At 62.0% G+C, this 17,283-nt stretch carries 14 protein-coding genes; 6 read left to right on the forward strand and 8 right to left on the reverse strand.

Annotated elements, in window-relative coordinates; translation table 11 throughout:
• Window positions 1–423 precede the first annotated feature (423 nt).
• From hutI to hutU, 4 genes are read left to right on the forward strand one after another with little or no spacing between them, the layout of a single operon-like run.
• Window positions 424–1,668 carry an imidazolonepropionase gene (gene hutI, locus LPJGGPFB_RS26830; protein ID WP_173422993.1) on the forward strand — a complete coding sequence of 415 codons (1,245 nt, stop codon included), beginning with the start codon at window positions 424–426 and terminating at the stop codon, window positions 1,666–1,668.
• Complete coding sequence (hutH, locus tag LPJGGPFB_RS26835; protein ID WP_173422994.1) at window positions 1,665–3,200, forward strand: histidine ammonia-lyase; 1,536 nt, start codon at window positions 1,665–1,667, stop codon at window positions 3,198–3,200. Before hutI ends, hutH begins: the two co-directional genes overlap by 4 nt.
• A 1-nt stretch (window position 3,201) precedes the next feature.
• Window positions 3,202–4,020 carry an N-formylglutamate deformylase gene (gene hutG / locus LPJGGPFB_RS26840; RefSeq protein ID WP_173422995.1) on the forward strand — a complete coding sequence of 273 codons (819 nt, stop codon included), beginning with the start codon at window positions 3,202–3,204 and terminating at the stop codon, window positions 4,018–4,020.
• Window positions 4,021–4,022: 2 nt separating this feature from the next.
• Window positions 4,023–5,696 carry a urocanate hydratase gene (gene hutU, locus LPJGGPFB_RS26845; protein ID WP_057218298.1) on the forward strand — a complete coding sequence of 558 codons (1,674 nt, stop codon included), beginning with the start codon at window positions 4,023–4,025 and terminating at the stop codon, window positions 5,694–5,696.
• An 84-nt stretch (window positions 5,697–5,780) separates the two neighbouring features.
• Here the strand turns inward: hutU and LPJGGPFB_RS26850 are convergent, their stop codons facing one another.
• From LPJGGPFB_RS26850 to LPJGGPFB_RS26875, 6 genes are all read right to left on the reverse strand, one after another.
• The gene (locus LPJGGPFB_RS26850; protein ID WP_173422996.1) at window positions 5,781–6,995 is read right to left on the reverse strand and encodes an MFS transporter; all 1,215 of its coding nucleotides are present in this window, start codon (window positions 6,993–6,995) and stop codon (window positions 5,781–5,783) included.
• 87 nt (window positions 6,996–7,082) lie between these two features.
• Window positions 7,083–8,525 (reverse strand): M81 family metallopeptidase, encoded by a 1,443-nt coding sequence (locus tag LPJGGPFB_RS26855; RefSeq protein WP_173422997.1) that lies wholly within the window; start codon window positions 8,523–8,525, stop codon window positions 7,083–7,085.
• A gap of 11 nt (window positions 8,526–8,536) precedes the next feature.
• Window positions 8,537–10,456, reverse strand: coding sequence for a beta-N-acetylhexosaminidase (locus tag LPJGGPFB_RS26860; RefSeq protein WP_173422998.1), 1,920 nt, complete (start codon window positions 10,454–10,456; stop codon window positions 8,537–8,539).
• 25 nt (window positions 10,457–10,481) lie between these two features.
• Entirely contained in the window at window positions 10,482–11,258 is a 777-nt protein-coding gene (locus LPJGGPFB_RS26865) for an SDR family oxidoreductase (protein WP_173422999.1), read from the reverse strand.
• A gap of 21 nt (window positions 11,259–11,279) precedes the next feature.
• Entirely contained in the window at window positions 11,280–12,143 is an 864-nt protein-coding gene (locus tag LPJGGPFB_RS26870; RefSeq protein ID WP_077501810.1) for a MurR/RpiR family transcriptional regulator, read from the reverse strand.
• Window positions 12,144–12,168: 25 nt separating this feature from the next.
• Window positions 12,169–12,558 (reverse strand): RidA family protein, encoded by a 390-nt coding sequence (locus tag LPJGGPFB_RS26875; protein WP_173423000.1) that lies wholly within the window; start codon window positions 12,556–12,558, stop codon window positions 12,169–12,171.
• Between the two features lie 113 nt (window positions 12,559–12,671).
• On the opposite strand from LPJGGPFB_RS26875, the gene LPJGGPFB_RS26880 reads away from it, so the two are divergent.
• Window positions 12,672–13,163, forward strand: a complete 492-nt coding sequence (locus tag LPJGGPFB_RS26880; RefSeq protein ID WP_173423001.1) for a hypothetical protein — start codon at window positions 12,672–12,674, stop codon at window positions 13,161–13,163.
• 29 nt (window positions 13,164–13,192) lie between these two features.
• A complete protein-coding gene (locus LPJGGPFB_RS26885) occupies window positions 13,193–14,668 on the forward strand; it encodes a M81 family metallopeptidase (RefSeq protein WP_234903101.1) in 1,476 nt (491 codons plus the stop codon).
• A gap of 129 nt (window positions 14,669–14,797) precedes the next feature.
• On the opposite strand, the gene LPJGGPFB_RS26890 is transcribed toward LPJGGPFB_RS26885, so the two are convergent.
• Both LPJGGPFB_RS26890 and LPJGGPFB_RS26895 read right to left on the reverse strand, forming a co-directional pair.
• Window positions 14,798–15,931 carry an ABC transporter ATP-binding protein gene (locus LPJGGPFB_RS26890; protein ID WP_173423003.1) on the reverse strand — a complete coding sequence of 378 codons (1,134 nt, stop codon included), beginning with the start codon at window positions 15,929–15,931 and terminating at the stop codon, window positions 14,798–14,800.
• Window positions 15,932–16,018: 87 nt separating this feature from the next.
• Window positions 16,019–17,248 carry an ABC transporter substrate-binding protein gene (locus LPJGGPFB_RS26895; protein ID WP_173423004.1) on the reverse strand — a complete coding sequence of 410 codons (1,230 nt, stop codon included), beginning with the start codon at window positions 17,246–17,248 and terminating at the stop codon, window positions 16,019–16,021.
• Between the last annotated feature and the right edge of the window lie 35 nt (window positions 17,249–17,283).

Genomic DNA, 17,283 nt, shown 5'->3' on the forward strand with positions numbered 1-17,283 from the left:
CTTGCTGGTGCCAGGCAACGGCATCCCCCCTAGCCGATCGCCCAATCAGGGAAGATGACGGCGATGACTTCATCTCGGGTGATACCGCGTGCTTTGGCGAACCCGGCGTCTGTGGCCCGAGTCAGGTCGAGAGATCATCCGCGAAGTTCAGTAACACAAGGTGCTCACCGAACTGACGGCGCCGCTCGCCAAGGCGCTGTTCGACCGCGATGTGCGGACTACTCTCCGGTTGGAGTCCGCCCGCCAAATGCAACGGGAATTCTCGCAAAGATCAAAAGGCTGGCGTCGCCAGTTCAACTTCGAAACGGTGGCCAAGGCCTCGTTTCCACGCCACGGTCTCTTTCCTTTTCAGCCGGCTTCCCAAATTTCCTCTTGTGAAGCAGGTTAATATGTATATACATTATATTCAGTGGAGGCGACCTTATGAACGAACTCTCGACCCGCAAGCCGGCATCCGGACTCTGGCGCAACACGCGCCTTGTGACGCTCAGCGAAACCGCCGAAGGTGCTGGCCTCGTCGAGCACGCGGCCGTTGCAGTTGTCGATGGACGCATTGCTTATGTAGGGCCGGAGAACGCACTGCCCGCCGAACTCGCACACAGCCTTGAAGCGACCGATTGCGAAGGCCGGGTAATGACGCCCGGCCTCATCGACTGCCACACCCATCTCGTCCATGGCGGCAACCGTGCCCGCGAGTTCCAGATGCGGCTCGAAGGCGCTACCTATGAAGATATTGCCCGCGCCGGCGGCGGCATCGTTTCGTCGGTGAAGGCTACCAATGCACTGACCGTCGATCAGCTGGTCGAAAGCGCCCTACCGCGCCTCGACACGCTGCTTGCTGAAGGCGTTTCGACCGTCGAGATCAAATCCGGTTACGGGCTGAACATTACGGCCGAACTCAATATGCTGCGCGCCGCCCGCAAGCTCGAAACGCTTCGACCGGTGCGCGTGGTCACCAGCTACCTCGCCGCCCATGCGACGCCGGCGGAATACAAGGGCTGCAACGGCGACTACATCACAGACGTGGTTCTGCCAGGCCTCGACGCGGCCCATGCCGAAGGTTTGGTCGACGCAGTGGATGGGTTCTGCGAAGGCATCGCGTTCTCGACCGCCGAGATCGCTCGTGTCTTCGATCGCGCCAGAGCACTCAGCCTGCCAGTCAAACTCCACGCCGAACAGCTTTCCAACCTCGGCGGCGCTAAGCTCGCGGCGTCATACGGTGCGATCTCCGCCGACCATCTCGAATATCTCGACGCCGAAGGTGCAGCAGCGCTTGCCAAGGCCGGAACGGTCGCCGTGCTTTTGCCCGGTGCTTTCTATGCGTTGCGTGAAGAGCGTCTGCCGCCGGTTCAGGCACTGCGCGACGCCGGTGCGCGCATCGCAATCGCCACCGACTGCAATCCGGGCACCTCGCCGCTCACCTCGCTGCTCCTCACCATGAACATGTCGGCGACCTTCTTCCGGCTGACCGTTGCCGAATGCCTCGCCGGTGTCACCCGCGAGGCGGCGCGTGCGCTCGGGCTTCTCGGCGAAACCGGCACCATAGAAGTCGGCAAGTCGGCCGACCTCGCACTCTGGAATATCGAAGACCCGGCCGAACTCGTCTACCGCATCGGCTTCAATCCACTTCATACGCGCATCTTTAGGGGCGAAAGGACCGGTCCATGACCATCATTCTGCATCCGGGCTCGGTTCCGCTTGAGGATCTCGAGACCATCTACTGGACCGGCGAACCTGCCCGCCTACATCCATCTTTCGACGCAGGCATCGAAAAGGCCGCCAGGCGCATCGCCGAGATCGTTGCCGGCAATGCGCCGGTCTATGGCATCAACACCGGCTTCGGCAAACTGGCTTCGATCAAGATCGATAGCGCCGACGTTGCCACCCTGCAGCGCAACCTGATCCTGTCGCACTGCTGCGGCGTCGGTCAACCGCTTGCCGAAAACATCGTCCGCCTGATCCTGTCGCTGAAGCTCGTCTCCCTCGGCCGCGGCGCGTCGGGCGTCCGGCTCGAACTGGTGCGTCTGATCGAGGCGATGCTCGAAAAGGGCGTGATCCCGGTGATACCGGAAAAGGGCTCGGTCGGTGCGTCCGGAGACCTGGCGCCGCTCGCCCATATGGCCGCCGTCATGATGGGCCATGGCGAGGCGTTCTTCGCCGGCACCCGCATGCAGGGCGCTGAGGCACTGAAGCAGGCCGGACTGACGCCGGTCGTGCTGGCCGCCAAAGAAGGGCTGGCGCTGATCAACGGCACCCAGACCTCCACCGCTCTGGCGCTTGCCGGCCTCTTCCGCGCCCACCGCGCCGCCCAGGCAGCCCTTGTTACAGGCGCCATGTCGACCGATGCGGCGATGGGATCTTCGGCCCCATTCCATCCCGATATTCACACACTTCGCGGCCATCAGGGCCAGATCGACACGGCCGCCGCCCTTCGCGCGCTCCTGTCGGGCTCGGCCATTCGCGAGAGCCATATCGAAGGCGACGAGCGGGTGCAGGATCCCTATTGCATCCGTTGCCAGCCGCAGGTGGATGGTGCCTGCCTCGACCTGTTGCGCTCGGTCGCGCGCGTGCTCGAAATCGAAGCCAATGCCGTCACCGACAACCCGCTGGTGCTTTCCGACAATTCCGTCGTCTCCGGCGGCAACTTCCATGCGGAGCCGGTGGCGTTTGCGGCAGACCAGATCGCGCTTGCCGTCTGCGAGATCGGCGCGATCTCGCAGCGGCGCATTGCGCTTCTTGTCGATCCGGCTTTGTCTTACGGCCTGCCGGCCTTTCTTGCCAAGAAGCCCGGCCTCAACTCCGGCCTGATGATCGCCGAGGTCACGTCGGCAGCATTGATGTCGGAAAACAAACAGCTGTCGCACCCGGCCTCGGTCGACTCCACGCCGACTTCAGCCAATCAGGAAGACCATGTGTCGATGGCCTGCCATGGCGCGCGCCGTCTGCTGCAGATGACCGACAACCTGTTCTCGATCATCGGCGTCGAGGCGCTGACGGCGGTGCAGGGCGTAGAGTTCCGCGCACCATTGGCGACAAGCCCCGAGCTTCAGAAGGCTGCCGCAGCCCTGCGTGCCGTCTCGGCGACGATCGAGGAAGACCGCTACCTGGCAGACGATCTGCAGGCTGCCGGCGAACTGGTCGCCTCTGGCACGCTGAATGCCGCGATTTCCAGCGGCATTCTGCCGAAACTGGGAGCCTGAGATGAGCGTCTTCGAAGTTCGTCAGGGCACCTCGCCGGTCATTCTCGGCTTTCCGCATACCGGCACGGATGTGCCGGCCGAGATCTGGGAGCGCCTCAACGACACCGGCCGCCTGCTCGCAGACACCGACTGGCACATTCACAAGCTCTACGAAGGGCTGCTGCCTGACGTCACCGTCGTGCGCGCCACCTTCCACCGCTATGTCATCGACGCCAATCGCGATCCAGAGAATGTCAGTCTCTATCCCGGGCAGAATACCACCGGGCTCATTCCCGAGACCGACTTTGACGGGTTGCCGATCTGGAAGGATGGCGCAGCCCCGACCGAGGCCGACACGGCAGAGCGGCTGCGCCAGTTCCATGCGCCCTATCACGCCGCGTTTCTGGCGGAGATCGAGCGGGTGAAGGCCATCCATGGCATCGCCATCGTCTACGACTGCCATTCCATCCGCTCGCATATCCCGTTCCTGTTCGACGGCAAGCTGCCGGACTTGAACATCGGCACGGATATGGGCCTCACTTGCGCGCCTGAAATCGAGAAGGCCGCCGTCGATATCGCCGCTTCGGCCGAGGGCTACACAAGCATTCTCAACGGTCGTTTCAAGGGCGGCTGGACCACCCGGCACTACGGGCGGCCCGAAACCGGCGTGCACGCCATCCAGATGGAACTGGCACAATCGACCCACCTTGCCGCCGAAGAGCCGCCGTTTGCGCTCGACGCGAGCAAAGCAGAACGCCTGCGTGTACCGCTTCGGGCCATCCTTCAACGCATCGAGAACACCGCATTCGACCTTAAAACGCTGACAGGGAGCGAGGCATGAACATGAACAATCCGCGCCACAACATTCGCGACGTGCGCGCTCCGCAGGGCACCACGCTCAACGCCAAGAGCTGGATGACCGAGGCGCCGCTGCGCATGCTGATGAACAACCTCGACCCGAACGTCGCGGAAAACCCGCACGAGCTGGTGGTCTATGGCGGCATCGGCCGCGCCGCCCGTACCTGGGCCGATTTCGACAAGATCGTCGAGACGCTGAAGGACCTGAATGAGGACGAGACACTGTTGGTCCAGTCCGGCAAGCCGGTCGGCGTCTTCCGCACTCACAAGGATGCGCCGCGCGTTCTGATCGCCAACTCCAACCTGGTGCCGCATTGGGCGACTTGGGACCACTTCAACGAGCTGGATAAGAAGGGCCTGGCGATGTATGGCCAGATGACCGCCGGCTCGTGGATCTATATCGGCACGCAGGGCATTGTCCAGGGCACCTATGAAACCTTCGTCGAGGCCGGCCGCCAGCATTATGGCGGCAGCCTGAAGGGCAAGTGGGTGCTGACAGGCGGTCTCGGCGGCATGGGCGGCGCACAGCCGCTGGCAGCCGTCATGGCCGGCGCCTCGTGCCTTGCCGTCGAGTGCAATCCTGATTCGATCGACTTCCGTCTGCGCACCCGCTACGTCGATGAAAAGGCGGAAACGCTCGACGAAGCGATGGAGATGATCGCTCGCTGGACGAAGAACGGCGAAGCCAAGTCCGTCGGCCTGCTCGGCAACACCGCAGAAATCCTGCCGGAAATGGTCCGCCGCGGCATCCGTCCTGACATGGTCACCGACCAGACCTCCGCGCACGATCCAGTTAACGGCTACCTGCCCAAGGGCTGGACCATGGCCGAATGGAAGGCCAAGCGCGAGAGCGATCCGAAGGCTGTCGAAAAAGCTGCGCGCGCTTCCATGCGCGAGCATGTGGAAGCCATGATCGCCTTCCAGGATATGGGCATCCCGACTTTCGACTACGGCAACAACATCCGCCAGGTCGCCAAGGAAGAAGGCCTCGAAAACGCCTTCGCCTTCCCCGGTTTCGTGCCGGCCTATATCCGCCCGCTGTTTTGCCGCGGCATCGGTCCGTTCCGCTGGGCGGCCCTCTCGGGTGACCCGGAAGACATCTACAAGACCGATGCCAAGGTCAAGGAACTGACCCCCGGCAACACCCATCTGCACAACTGGCTCGACATGGCGCGCGAGCGCATCTCGTTCCAGGGCCTGCCCGCGCGCATCTGCTGGGTCGGTCTCGGCGACCGCCATCGCCTCGGCCTCGCCTTCAACGAAATGGTCAGGAACGGCGAACTGAAGGCGCCAGTCGTCATCGGTCGCGACCATCTGGACTCCGGCTCGGTCGCCTCGCCGAACCGCGAAACCGAAGCGATGAAGGACGGCTCGGACGCCGTTTCTGACTGGCCGCTGCTCAACGCACTGCTCAACACTGCGTCGGGTGCCACCTGGGTGTCGCTGCACCATGGCGGCGGCGTCGGCATGGGCTTCTCGCAGCATTCGGGCGTGGTCATCTGCGCCGATGGCACCGACGATGCAGCCAAGCGGCTTGAACGCGTTCTCTGGAACGACCCGGCGACCGGCGTCATGCGCCACGCCGATGCCGGTTACGACATCGCGCTCGACTGCGCCAAGGACAAGGGCCTGCGCCTGCCGGGCATCCTCGGCAACTGACGAACGACAAGGGGCGCCCGAAAGGCGCCCCTTTCTTTTGAGCAAGATGAACTTTCAGCCATAGGCGGCTGAAATTTCGAAATTTTACGCCGCGGCGTTACCGGTCTTACGATTGCCGTCGAGCACCAGCAAAAGCGCCAGGCCGGCAAGTCCGGCGACACCGCCAAGCAGCGCAGTGCCCGAGTAATTGCTGATCCTCGTGCCCAGTGCAAAAAGTCCGGCGCAAAGCCCGCCGCTCAGGAAGATGTTCACAGCGATCAGAGAACTTCCCAGTCCCGGCCGGTCGGCAATCAACTCCTGAAGATAGCTGATCGGGATGGTAATCAATGCGGCGGCGCCGAAGGCGCTGATCAGACTGAGAGCGTAGATGTGCCACGTGGCCGTCGAGAATCCGAGCAACACCATATAGCCGATATAGATAACCGTCCCCAGCGCCAAAGCCTTGAACGGAGCAAGGTCCATCTGGATGCGCGCCCACACGAGGATGAAAACGACTTCGAGTAAGGCGACGATGCCGACGATGATGCCTATGTCGGTGACGCTTCCGCCGATCTCGTCGGTCATGATCAACGGCAGAACGGCGCCATTGACGTGAAGGGTCGATGTGATGGTTGACACGGCGATCACGCGCAGGAAAATGCGCGGCGCCAGGATCTCCCGGAACGACGTCCAATAGGAAAGCCGCTTGCCCAGCGCCGGATCGGCGCCGCCTTCATTGGGGAGCGAAAAGAAGACGATCAGCAGATTAACGGCACAGCCGAGACAGGCGAGCAGATAGGCGGGCAGCATGCTGTCTCCGCCGGCCAGCGCAAAACCGACCAGTCCGGGGACCAAAACCCATGCGAGCGAGATGGCGGCCCGCGCACCCGTCGTCAGTGATGCCGCATCGTGGCCGCTCATCCGCCGGGCGATGCTGCGCACATTGGCGAAAAGCAGCGTATAGACCGCGCCATAGATCGGCAGCAGCAACAGGACGCTGACGACAAAACTCGTCTGGTTCGGCATCGCATAGACAATGCCGTAGCCGACGACGCCGAACAGGATCGCCAACGACATCAGCAGCCGATAGTTGCCGACACGGTCGGCCAGGATGCCGATCGAGACACTGACCACGACATTCACCGTCGAGGCAACGAGGATCAGCAGCGAATAGAGCGCATCGCTGAGGCCAAGCTCGTTGATGCCGACCACCGACTGATAGGGCGAGGTCGCAGCACCGGCGAAACCGAACAGGAAGATCGCCAGCATGCTGACGCGCATGGCCGGGTTGCGCATGGCGCTGAGAAGCGTGGAAGTCATGATGATGCACGTCCGCGAAGGATGCGATTTCTGAAGGAGGGCTTGGCGCCGGCGGATCTCGCCGGCGATTGGATCATGGCAAACCGCTTAGACCGATTCCGCCCACCGCGCCGAGAGCTTTGCCTCGGGCGAAAACGCGAACTCCTCGTCGAAGGGAAAGACGGGGCGCTGACGGTGCAGGCTTGCAAGGCCAGCGATGTCCTGATTGACGACGCCATCGGTCAAGGCCATCAGGTTGGGATTGGCGATCGGGGCCAGTTCCGGTGAAAGATAGCCGGATTTGACCACCAGCAGCCGAACAGTGCCGGGGTCCAGCCCGAGACGGCTGAAATCGGCGATGTTGTGGTAGGGCCGACGTCGCGCTGAAAGCACCACGTCAATCGCGCCGACACGCACCACCGCCTGGCGCTCATTTTCCGGACCGGGGTCGTCAAGCCGCACGACTTCCACCAGCATTTCCGCAACCGGGCTTGCCGGGTCGAGGCTGCCGCCGATCTTCAGCATTAACGTTTCGCCGACACCGGCGGCAAAGCAGGCATCGACTGCGGGACGGTCGGCGATACCGGCGATGAGCGCGCCGCGCCAGCCGCGCGCAAGCAGGGCCTTCAGCACATCCGCCCTGTCACCAACGCCGCCACCGGTCGGGTTGTCGCCGGAGTCGGCAAGGATGATGGGGGTTGTCGTCGCCTTTTCTGCGATATCGAGCATAGCATCCAGCGGCCCCGTGACCGGACCGAAGCGGAAGTTGCGACGTTCCGCCCAGTAGGATGCTGCTATGTCAACGGCTGCCTGCTCCGCGGCGGCGTGGTCGGTCGCGGTAACCACGGCGCAGGCCGTTGCACGCGGCTCGTCCGCCCAGACATAGCCGACCATCAGGTTGGCATCGAGCACACCCGGTCGACCGTCGATGTCGGGCAGCGCTCGATAGAGGCTTTTAGCTGGTTCATCTTCGGTCGACGTGCATTCCCCCGGCAGCAAAACGGGGATCCTTGCCCAGGCCACGCCCGGACGCGAACCGCTGCGCAGCGCCGAAACGAGCATCGTCCAGGCACGGATCATCGTTTCGCGCGTGTCGATGTGCGGCGCCGTGCGGTAGCCGGCAAAGATGTCGATCTGGTCGATGATGCGCTGGCTGACATTGCCGTGCAGATCGTAGCTGGTCGCGATCGGGCAGTCCCGGCCGACGACAGATCTCGCGGCTGAGATCCAGTCTCCCTCGGCATCCTCCATGCCGTCGACCTTGATTGCCCCGTGCATCGCCAGATAGAGCCCGTCGATCGGCAAGGCCTGCTGCAGCCGCTCGAGGAATTGTGCCTTGAAGGCATCATAGGTTGGCCGCGAAACCGGTCCGCCGGGCACGGCACGGGCGTGTATGAGCGGCAGATGCTCGACACCCTCGGCGTCGAGGAAATCGAAATATTCCGCTTCAAGCAGATCAGCGCCGCGCAGGACCCGAAAATCCTCGGGCGCCATCAGGACCGGCGAATAGGTGCTGCACTCCGTGTGGATGCCGCCTACGGCGATGCGCATGAAAGCTCCTGTCACAGTTCTGGGCCCAAGGGGGCGATCGCGGCGAAGCGCTGCCAGTCCTTGGCGGATTTCGGGGTCCATGCGGCCTCGGCAATGGCACAAAGCCTCGGGAAGACCAGGCGGTTGAAATAGCCGCGCGACAGGAAATGCTCCGACCAGATGCAGGCCTGAACGCCCTTCATGCGCGGCTTCAACTCTTCCGGAAACTCCCCTTCGGCCTCGTAGCCATAGGTGTGTGCCGGCGTCGCCGTGCCGGCCCAGCTCGCGCCCGGCTCCTGCCAGGCATCCGCCTGCGCCATATCGAGATAATAGGCCTGCCCGGGCGTCATCACGACATCATAGCCTTCACGTGCAAGCTCGATGCCGACCTCCGGGCGCTCCCAAGCCATCAGAAGCGTGCCCTCGGTCGAAACGCCGCCGCCATGGGCGACCTCGTTCCAGCCGGCAAGCTTGCGGCCGCGGGCCGTCAGCATCTGCTTGACCTTCTTCAGGAAGTAGGACTGCAAGGCGAATGTGCCGGAAAGACCTTCCTTCTCCATCAGCTTCTTGGCCAGCGGCGAGGCAAGCCACGAACCGTTGGCAACTTCGTCACCACCGATATGGACGTACTGGCTCGGAAACAGCTCAACGATTTCGTCGAGCACTTTTTCGAGGAATTCGTAGGTAAAGTCGATTGCGGGATTGAGGGCGTTGTTCGGATAACCTTGAACCGAGTGGTAGCTTTCCGGCGCCTCCTGGCCATCGGTCAGATCCGGCAGGGCAACCAGCGTCGCGGTGCTATGCCCGGGAATGTCGATCTCGGGGACGATCTCGATGTGAAGCGCCGTGGCCTGCGCCACCAATGTCTTCACATCGTCCTGGCTGTAAAACCCGCCGACCGGCTCGGCGCCGTTGCCGAGTTGCGGCAGCAGCGGTTCATCCGGACCACGCAGGACACCGAGCGTCGTCAGGGTCGGGAACGCCTTGATCTCGAGCCGCCAGGCCTCATCATCCGTCAGATGCCAATGGAAGATATTGAGCTTGAACCAGGCGAGAATGTCGATGAGCCGGGAGACATCAGACGTCGGGTAGAATTGCCTGGAGACGTCGAGATGGCAGCCGCGCCAGCCGTAGCGCGGTGCGTCGGAAATCTTGCCCTGCGCCGGAAAGCGAAATTTTTCCGGATGCGTGCGCGCGCCATTCAGCAATTGCGCGAGCGTCGTCAGCGCGTATTGCCGGCCGGCCGCACCACCATAGGCAAGGCCGATCTCCTTTGTAGAAAAGCTGAGATCGTAGGCTTCGGGCGCGAGTGCCACATTCTTTGAAAAGACGATCGCCCGCCCCTGGCCAGAGGCGACTAGGCTAAACGGAGCGTGCCCTTCCGAAAACAGCCTATGAAACAGCGCCAGCACGCTGCCGACTGCCGCAACGTCATCAGGCGTTGCACCGGGTGCCGGGTAGAGCACGACAGGAAAGCTGTCACCGGCCCATGCATCGATCTGCGCCGGCCACGGCTGCATCGAAAACGGCAGGTCAAGCTTGCCTTCGGGCAAACGCGGAGGCGGCGGCTCGCTGATCGCATTTTCAAGTTGCAGATCGGAGACGGCAATCGGTACATGCTTGCCGCTTGCAAGCGTGAGATAGGCCGACTTCGCACCATCAGTGCAATGCTTCGCGTTGCGATGCAGACCGCTCACCGTAAACGTCCAGCTTTCGCCGGGGGCAAGGGTCAAGCCCGCCGGCGGCGCGAACTCGTGAAAATTGGCATTGCGGCGCAGAAACGTCGCGTTTTCGCAGGCCTCAGGAACGATGACGCGCGTCAACGAGGTATAGACCAGACGAAAGCCCGTCAGCGGCGCTTCCGAAAAATTGAAGAGCGTAAAGGTGAACCGGCCAAATGCGCCGCCATCCGGCTGCCAGGACGCTTCGAGACGATAGGAAACCGGCGTCATGTTCTTCCTCCCAGAAGACTTACAGTCAGTAGTGGCTTGATTGCGAGAAGGTTCGCGCGAGCTCCGCCTGGCCGGCGGTCAGCCCGCAATCGACCGGCAGGCATACGCCCGATATCGCCGCGGCCATAGGACCGGCGAGGAAGTGTACGGCGTTGGCGACATCGTCAGGGTTGACGATACGCTGCAACGGATACCAGCGGCGCGCCTCCTCGAAGACCTGAGGATTTGCGGCGGCCCGCACCTCCCATGCCTGCGTTCGCACGGTGCCCGGCGAAACGGCGTTCGAGCGGATACCGAACTTGCCGTATTCCACGGCAATGAGGCGGGTCAGGTGCAGCAGGCCGGCCTTGGCAACGCTGTAGGCCGGATGGCCGAAGACATTCATGCCGTTGACGGAGGCGATGTTGACCACCGACCCGCGGCTTTCCTTCAGCATGTCTTCCACGGCGCGGAAGCACAGGAAGGCTGCCTCGAGGTTTAGAGCATTGTCCATGCGCCAGATATCCGGCGTTGTGTCGTGCAGGCTGACGGCGCGGGCAGCACCGGCATTGTTGACGAGCGTTCGCACGATCCCCTGCTCTCTCGCAGTGGCGGCCAGTTTGTCGACGCTTGTCGCATCCGTCACGTCACAGGCCACCGCGATGAAGCGCTTGCCGTCGCCGATCTCGCGCGCAGCCTTCTCGGCAGCGCCGCTGTCGATGTCTGCAAGCAGTACGACCTCATGATCCTCGCCAAGGCGCTTGGCGATTGCGCGGCCGATATCGCCGGCTGCACCGGTGACGATGGCGATGGAGTGCGTCATGCGGGAACCTTTCGCGGCAGGTCAGTCTCCCAACAGCTGGCGGTCGTCACCGTCGCGGTGGGTCACCAGCTGTTGTTTGATGCGCCGAAGTGTGACAGTCGCCTGCGGCTGAACCCGGTAGGCAACGAGGCTGGAGAGGATATCGAGCAGCGCCAGATAGGCGATGCGTGTGGAGGTGGGGCGATAGATGTTGTTGCCCTCGGGCAAATCGACGGGAACCGTGATCGTCGCTGCAGCCGCGACCGGGCTGTTGCTCTGGGTCAGCGCAATCGTCGGCACCTTCAGCTCGCGCGCCAGCGTAAAGGCGCGCACCAACTCGGCGTTGCGGCCGGAAAAGGAAGAACCGATCAAAAGGTCGGTCGGACGAGCGGCGGCGGCCATCATCAGCTGCATGCTGTGGTCCGAACTGGCGGTCACGCGCAGGCCGTAGCGAAAGAGCCGGTTCTGCAACTCGCTGGCAATCATCGACGAGTTGCCGCCAGAACCGAAGGCATAGATCATTTCAGCCGTTGCGATCCGCTCGACAGCCTGCTCGATCGCCGCGAGATCGAGCGAGCGATGCAGGAGGAACAGCGCATTTTGCGCCTTGGTGATGATGTCCTGAGCGACATCACCGGTTTCGCGGCTCTTCGGCTCCGGCTTCAAATAGCGCATGCCGATATAGGCGGTGCGCGCCAGTTGCACCTTGAAGTCTGAAAAGCTGTCGCAGCCGAGCCGCCGACAGAAGCGCGTGACAGTGGGGGGAGAAACGTCAGCCTTGCCGGCCAACTCGATGATCGACGCATTCACCGCGAACTCGAAGTCATTCAGAAGAATGTCGGCTATCCGGTTCTCAGATTGTGAGAGCCGGCCTTTTTCTTCCTGAAGTGTCGCGAAAATATCCATCGCCTGCTGATGTCCTTAGGGTCTATCAGCCCTCCTTCGGCTTGTAGGCGATGCAGTCGATCTCGACCTTGCAATCAACCATCATCGCCGACTGGACACAGGCCCGGGCCGGTGGATGCGCACCGAAATACTCCTGATAGATCTTGTTGAAAGTCCAGAAGTCACGCGGATCGTCGAGCCAAACGCCGCAACGCACCACATGCTCGGTACCGTATCCGGCCTCTTCCAGAATGGCCAGAAGATTGGCGATCGCCTTGTGCGTCTGCGGAATGATACCGCCCTCGATGATCTCGCCTTTTTCCATCGCGACCTGGCCGGAAACGTGCAGCCAACCGTCCGCTTCCACCGCGCGCGCAAAGGGTAATGGCTTACCGCCCGCACCGACTTGTTCAGTGCCATACCGTTTGATGGTCATGTGTGCCTTCGTGCAAATTATTTTCTTTGATCGTTGACAAATGACCATAGAAAGCTGAATTTGGCCAGAGAAAAACACCATTAATGAAAAGAATTTCAATTTAGGGCGAAAACATGCGGGATCCCTTCCTCAATCCGTTCCCCTCCTCCGACACCGCGCGCCATGCCATCTGGGAGATGCTGGTTCCGCGTGACATCGACGCTTTTCTTTCTGCCGATTGGTCGATGGTATCAGGCGATTTTGTCGAAGAGGGCTTCATCGGCATCGACGGACGTCGCCAGACCAATCCCGACGATTGGCGCCTCACCTTTCCCTCGCTTGTCGCCTATCGCGACGAGTGGTTGCGCCAGGCGAAAGACTTCGCTGGGCTTTCTTTCGCCGAAGACACACGCACCGCAATCTTCACCACGACGACGCTTGAGGACATCGAGGTCAATGGCGACGTCGCGCTCGCGCGCAAGAAGTTTGATGGCGGATTGAAGAAGTTGGACGGCAGCTTCGACGTGATGCAATGGCAGACGGTTTATTACTGCCGCCTGCACGAGGGACGCTGGAAGATTTCCGGCTTCACCGGCTACCTGCCGAACCCGATGGGATCGGCTTGAACCAGCGACGCACGAGAAAGGCAACGGCATTGCGGATCTTCACAGCGGCGCTTGCGACGGAAACCAACACCTTCTCTCCCATCTGCATAGACCGTCGGGCCTTCGAGGCGTCGCTCTATGCACCACCGGGCGAGCATCCGGAGACGCCGACGCTCTGTACGGCCCCGCTCACGGTCGGCCGCCGCATCGCAGCGGAAAAGGGTTGGACGCTGATCGAGGGTACCGCCACGTGGGCGGATCCGGCCGGCCTCGTCAACCGCCAGACCTATGAGGGTCTGCGCGACGAAATTCTCGATCAATTGCGCGCCGCACTGCCTGTCGATGCCGTTGTCATGGGACTGCACGGCGCCATGGTCGCCGACGGCTACGAGGATCCCGAGGGCGATCTTCTGACCCGCATTCGCGCGATCGTCGGTTCCGACGTTCTCGTCTGCGCTGAACTGGACCCGCACAGCCACCTCACCGCAAAGCGCGTTTCGGCGGCGGACTTCTTCGTCTTTTTCAAAGAGTTTCCGCACACCGACTTCGTCGATCGAGCGGAAGATCTCTGGCGGATCGCCATCGATACGCTTGAAGGCCGCGTCACGCCGGTGATGTCCGTTTTCGACTGCCGCATGATCGACGTCTATCCGACGTCGCGTGAGCCCATGCGCTCGTTCGTCGACAAATTGATACGCATCGAGGCAGAGGATCCGGACGTCCTGTCGCTGTCGGTTGTGCACGGTTTCATGGCCGGCGATGTCCCCGAAATGGGGACGAAGGTGCTTGCCGTGACCAACGGCAAGCCGGAGAAAGGCGAAACGCTGGCACGGGAACTCGGGCTCGAACTCTTTTCGAAGCGCGGAACCTTCATCATGCCGCAGATCGATGAGAAGCAGGCAGTTGCCGAGGCCTTGGCGGCCACCGAAGGTCCGGTCGTAATTGCCGATGTATGGGACAATCCGGGCGGAGGAACAGCGGGCGACGCGACCGTGCTGCTCGAAGAATTGCTGGCGCAAGGCGCGACCAACGCCGCTGTCGGAACGATTTGGGATCCGATGGCCGTACAGATCTGCATGGCCGCCGGCGAAGGGGCTGAAATTCCGCTGCGTTTTGGCGCCAAGTCAGCGCCAGGAACGGGTAACCCGGTCGATGGCATCGTCAAGGTCATCAAACTGGTGCGCAATGCCGAGATGCAGTTCGGCGAGAGTTTTGCGCCCTTCGGTGACGCGGCCCTCATCTCCTATCGCGGTATCGACATCATCCTCAACTCGACGCGAGCGCAAAGCTTCGATCCGAGCCTGTTCTCGGTGATGGGCATCGAACCGCAGGCAAAAAGCATCCTGGTCATCAAATCGACCAACCACTTCTACGCCTCGTTCTCCAAGATCGCCGCACAGATCCTCTATTGCTCGGCCGGCACGCCCTACCCGAACAATCCCGCCAAGACCGCCTATCTGCGCGCGCCCCGGAATATCTGGCCAAAGGTTGCTGATCCGCATGGCCTTGAGAAAGGCGCAGCTTAGTCCCGCTCGCGGCCCTGCTACGGTGGCCACTCGGCAGAGGGGCCCCTTCGACCAAGCCTTGTTCAATTGCATATGAAAAGGCCGCCGTCCCCGATCAGGGACGGCGGCCGATTGCATTGGGAGTGATCGTCAGGCCGCAGCCGGATCGAGCAATTCCATGTCGATGTCGGTAAGCTCCACACGCCGCTCGAGCGCGATACCCGCCTCGTCGAAAAGGTGGCAATCGGCGGCACGAATGCCCGTCAGCACCTGTTCTTCGGGGCGAATGGCCACCGTGCCTGGCAGCATTGCGCAGTAGTTCTCGCCTTCGCCACCGATCGCGGCGTAGGCTACGGTGTGGGCGCCGAGACGCTCGATAACCGTTGGCGTGACAGACAGAGACAGGTCGCCGGCTCCGAGCAAGATATGCTCGGGCCGCACGCCCAGCGTCAATGTTCGCCCGACCAGACCGGCATGCGGCCTGACCGGAACAACAACAGCCTGCCCCTTGTAGTCGACCTCCACGCCGGCATCGCTGACGGCCGTGCAGGTTACTGCCAGGAAGTTCATCTTCGGATTGCCGATGAAACCGGCAACGAAGATGTTGGCAGGCTTGTGGTAGAGTTCGAGCGGTGCGCCTGTCTGGGCGATTTCACCGGCATTGAGGACGACGATCCGGTCCGCCATCGTCATCGCTTCGACCTGGTCGTGCGTGACGTAGATCATCGTGGCCTGCAATTGCCGGTGGAGCTTTGCCAGTTCAATGCGCATGTCGGCGCGCAGCGCCGCATCGAGGTTCGAAAGCGGCTCGTCGAACAGAAAGATTTTCGGTTCGCGCACGATCGCCCGACCGATGGCAACGCGCTGGCGTTGGCCGCCAGACAGCATTCCGGGCTTTTGCTGCAGCCGCTGGTCGAGATGGAGGATGCGCGCTGCATGCTCCACCTTGGCCTTCAGTTTCTCTTCCGGCATCTTTTCTACGCGAAGCGGAAAGGCAATGTTCTCGAAGACGGTCATGTGCGGGTAGAGCGCATAGGATTGGAACACCATGGCGATCCCACGTTTGACCGGCGGCAGGTCGTTGACGCGTTTGCCATCGATCAGGATGTCCCCCGAGCTGGTCTCGTCAAGACCGGCTATCATCCTGAGCAATGTCGACTTGCCGCAACCGGAAGGTCCGACGAAAACGACGAACTCACCGTTTTTGACTTCGAGTTCGATGCCCTTCAGCACCTCGAATGTCCCGTAGAATTTCTGAACCGTATTGAGATTGAGCTGTCCCAAGAAACTGTCTCCGGCCGCCGGCTGGAAGCGGCCCGTTCGTAACGGATTGGTCAGGGCCGCGGACCGAAGATCCGCGGCCCGATGAACTTACTTGTACTCTTCGAGTTCACCAGCCGCCTTCTTCAGGGCGTCGGCCGGCTCTGCCTGACCGGTCACGACCGACTGGACCATGGCGATGACGACGTTCTGGAAGCCCTTGTAGTCGGTGAAGAGCGGCTCCGGACCACCAAAGGCGATACCGTCAATGAACGGCTTCCAATAGGGATCCTTCTTGACGAACTCGTCGACCATCGGCGACGGCCGCAACGGCGTCAGGCCGGCAGCGCCCTGAAGTTCATACTCGCCTTGCGGACCGGGCGAGGTGATGAACTTGGCAAATTCGATCGCCTTCTCTTCGACGCCGGACCCCTTGAACACCGCCAGGCTGTCGGTAATCAGCAGCGTGCCCTCGCCCTTGGCCGAGGGGCCGAGCGGCAGCGGCGCGACGCCCCAGTTGACCTTGGTATCCTTCAGGCGCACGGCGGCACCTGAGCCCGACTGGAGCATGCCAACCTTGCCGTCGAGGAAGATGGCCCGCATCTCGTTCTGTTCGTAGGCGGTCGCACCTTCGACGGAATAGGGCGTGATGTCCTTGTAGGCCTGGAGCGCCGCCAGAACTTCCGGGCTGTCGATGACGATCTTGTCGCCGTCGATCACCTTGCCGTTGTTGGTGTATACCCAGTGCATGAACTGGTGCATCGTGTTGTCGAAGGTCTTGGCCGGAAGACCATAGCCGGCGACACCAGTCTTTTCCTTGATCGTCTTGGCAAACTCGATCTCTTCTGCCCAGGTCTTCGGCGGCTTCTCGGGATCAAGGCCCGCCTGCTTGAACAGGTCCTTGTTCCAGTAAAGCGCCTTGGTGGAGAAGGCGACGGGAACGCCCCACTGGTTGCCGTCGAAGGTCACCGTGTCGACGATGTTGGGGTAGTACGTCTTCTTCTCCTCGTCCGTCATCGGCACGGGCACGATCAGATCGTTCTGAGCGAACTCCTTCAGCGTGCGCGAGCCGACATAGGCCATGGCGACCGGCGTGCCGGCGGCGGCGAGCGTCGTCGCCTTGTCCTGGCACTGAGCCCAGCCGACGACTTCCGGCGTGACCTTCCAGCCTGGGTTCTTTTCTTCCCACTGCTTGATGTACTTGGCATGCACCGCATCCATGGTGTCGCCGCAGTAGATCCAGCTGATCTCCTGGTCGGCAGCCTGGGCAGCAACGCCGCCGAGCGCGGTCGAGCCGAGCAGGGCGAGCGCGAATACCCCTGTCTTGAATTGAATTGACACTTTTTATGCTCCCGTTCTCTGGTGGTTGGTTGGTC

This window comes from Ensifer adhaerens, from assembly GCF_013283195.1.
GTDB classification, from domain to species: domain Bacteria; phylum Pseudomonadota; class Alphaproteobacteria; order Rhizobiales; family Rhizobiaceae; genus Ensifer; species Ensifer adhaerens_G.